Origin of the sequence: Nostoc sp. 2RC (assembly GCF_014222165.1) — a bacterium.
Lineage (GTDB): Bacteria > Cyanobacteriota > Cyanobacteriia > Cyanobacteriales > Nostocaceae > Nostoc > Nostoc linckia.
Genome location: NZ_JACKZU010000625.1, coordinates 1 through 2,455 on the forward strand (window position 1 = coordinate 1; position 2,455 = coordinate 2,455).

A 2,455-nucleotide genomic window follows, 5' to 3' on the forward strand; every position below is an offset into this window, starting at 1 on the left:
TCCCCCTTCCCCCTATTGTGTTTCTTCCCAGACAGCAGCCACGGTCACCTCACCACTACTGGCCTTCCTGCTTAAATTTGTTGTAAAAGAAAGATAGAGTTATTTTTTACTTTTGCCTTTACTATGGCTGTAATTCGCTTGATTCTGTTGGTGGCGGTACTGGGAGGACTAACGCTGTTGTTAGTTCAGAATTGGTCACCTCCACTATCGCTGGTATTTTTAGGTCTGCGGACTCAACCGTTACCGCTAGCGATGTGGGTTTTGTTTAGTACAGTCGCTGGTGCTTTTACATCTATATTTATTACGACGTTGTTTAAATTATCGAATTACTTTGCCCCAGGACAACGCCAAACTCCTGACAGACCAGCAGCAACTTCATCTCGCGCAAAGGCAAATCCTAGAGAAGAACCTACATATACTCGTCCCAATCCACCACCAGCTAGCAAAAAACAAGAACCTACCAACGATGTGTTTGATGATTGGGAGACAAATAGTAGTGGAGATGATTGGGACTTTGATGAAAAACCCGAAGAAACCTCTACTCGCAATCCTCAAACTCAACAGTCCAGAGACTCTAAAATTTACGAACGCCAATCGCAACCTAAAACCAGTTCTGAATCTGGTTCAGTTTACTCCTACGGCTACCGCGAACCGAAAAATACAGCAGTCGGAAAAACTGAATCAATTTACGATGCTGATTATCGAGTGATTATTCCCCCTTATCAGCCGCCAACTACGAAGCAAGCTGATGATGACGATGATTGGGGATTTTTTGAAGATGATTCTGAAGATGACAATGAACGTCCCCGGCGGTAAGAACTATTAAGCTACCTCTCTACTTGATACCACATCGCTCTCTTGATTCTTGCTTGACTTTACCAGTCATGGCTGCTTCCTGCAAATTCATGAAAGCATTAAAATCTTCCAAGTCATAAGGGGTAGTCAACAGTTGTCGGAGTCGATTTTCAGCTTCCACTGTCAAATAGCCAGTTGCTAAAGCTTCTTGTACAATGTCGCGAATTCGAGCCATAGTTGACGCCTCATTCATCCTACTATTTATTAATTCAGGCTTATTCAAATGAAATATGCAGTAGTTTTTATGTCGAAACTTCTAGTTTGGAAATATATTTCGGCTAATTCCGAGTAATAAGTCATTATTTACACCTTTGATTATCAATTATTAATTGTTCATGTCTTGTCCTAACTCAATTATGAAAAATTTCACTTTGTGTTGATTAAAACACAGTATATTTTGTACTTAAATTCGTCTGCCAAAGATAAAATACTGGCTATTTGGATAGACAGAAATTGTTTCGATAAAGTTTCAAAGAAGTTATCTTAAATTTCCGTTAAACGTAAATGTAGCTCAACAAAATTTGTTAAGCCACCTCACAAAGGTTACTAAATTTGTGAGATGATTAATTATTTATCTATACTGAATAATTGTTAATTTCTTGTGTTTGTTACTTTCAATACAGAAATAACAGTAATAATGGCAATTAATTCCATTCAAATAAAAGATGAATTGATAGAAACTAAGACTTGTGCTTTCAAAAAAAGACTAAATTATAGATGATTTGCATACCACATCTATCTTAAGAAAGATTGTTGTATGACTACATTTTGGGTTTGCTACTACCCAAATTGCCATCGCTTCTGGCTTTGATTTCTGCAAAATCTCAATTCAGTACTAAAATTAAACTCTTGTAAGACTTCTCAGGTTTTATCTGAGCCTTAGGAAGCAGCTAACATAACTCACGATTGGAGCGAAGCAACTGGTGAGCAGTTTATTACAAGGAGTCAACCTGTACTTAATTGGGATGATGGGGGTTGGTAAGACAACAGTGGGGCGCTTACTAGCAAAGCAGCTGGCTTATGGGTTTGTGGATACCGATGATGTTATTGCTCAAGCAGCAGGTAAATCCATCAATCAGATATTTGACGAAGAAGGAGAAGCAGCATTTCGTCAATTGGAAAGCGATGTTCTCTCACAGGTTTGCGCTTTTACAAAATTAACCATTGCAACTGGTGGCGGTATTGTATTGCGGCGAGAAAACTGGAGTTATTTACACCACGGTTTGATAGTGTGGTTAGATGCGCCAGTGGAAGTAATTTACAGTCGTTTAGCGGATGATACCACAAGACCGTTGCTACAAGATTCCGATCCTCAAGAAAAATTGCGATCGCTCCTCGAACAACGCCAAGCACTTTATTCTCAAGCCGATTTAAAAATCACCCTGCGCCAAGGAGAAACACCCGAAGAAATCGTCACGCAGATACTTGAGGCAATTCCCAGCGTTCTCAAAACACAAGTTTCTCATAATTAAAAACACAGCGATCGCTTAATATCTACCAAATTTTAGTCATCTTTAAAATAAATCCTGGCTGAGTGTTGAGTGTTGACTGTTGACTGGGAAGAGATGGGGAGATGAGGGAGATGGGGGAGTGTGGGGAG

At 39.6% G+C, this 2,455-nt stretch carries 3 protein-coding genes; 2 read left to right on the forward strand and 1 reads right to left on the reverse strand.

The features are described from left to right. Positions 1-123 precede the first annotated feature (123 nt). Entirely contained in the window at positions 124-816 is a 693-nt protein-coding gene (locus GNE10_RS33865) for a hypothetical protein (RefSeq protein ID WP_099072724.1), read from the forward strand. 19 nt (positions 817-835) lie between these two features. On the opposite strand, the gene GNE10_RS33870 is transcribed toward GNE10_RS33865, so the two are convergent. Beyond that, positions 836-1,030, reverse strand: a complete 195-nt coding sequence (locus tag GNE10_RS33870) for a hypothetical protein (protein WP_099072723.1) — start codon at positions 1,028-1,030, stop codon at positions 836-838. Positions 1,031-1,778: 748 nt separating this feature from the next. On the opposite strand from GNE10_RS33870, the gene GNE10_RS33875 reads away from it, so the two are divergent. Beyond that, positions 1,779-2,327 (forward strand): shikimate kinase, encoded by a 549-nt coding sequence (locus tag GNE10_RS33875; RefSeq protein ID WP_185570414.1) that lies wholly within the window; start codon positions 1,779-1,781, stop codon positions 2,325-2,327. The last annotated feature ends 128 nt before the right edge of the window (positions 2,328-2,455 follow it).

Excerpts from the sequence above, each read along its gene's own strand:
- GNE10_RS33865 (WP_099072724.1), top strand. The coding sequence starts at position 124 with ATGGCTGTAATTCGCTTGATTCTGTTGGTGGCGGTACTGGGAGGACTA.
- GNE10_RS33870 (WP_099072723.1), bottom strand. The coding sequence starts at position 1,030 with ATGGCTCGAATTCGCGACATTGTACAAGAAGCTTTAGCAACTGGCTAT.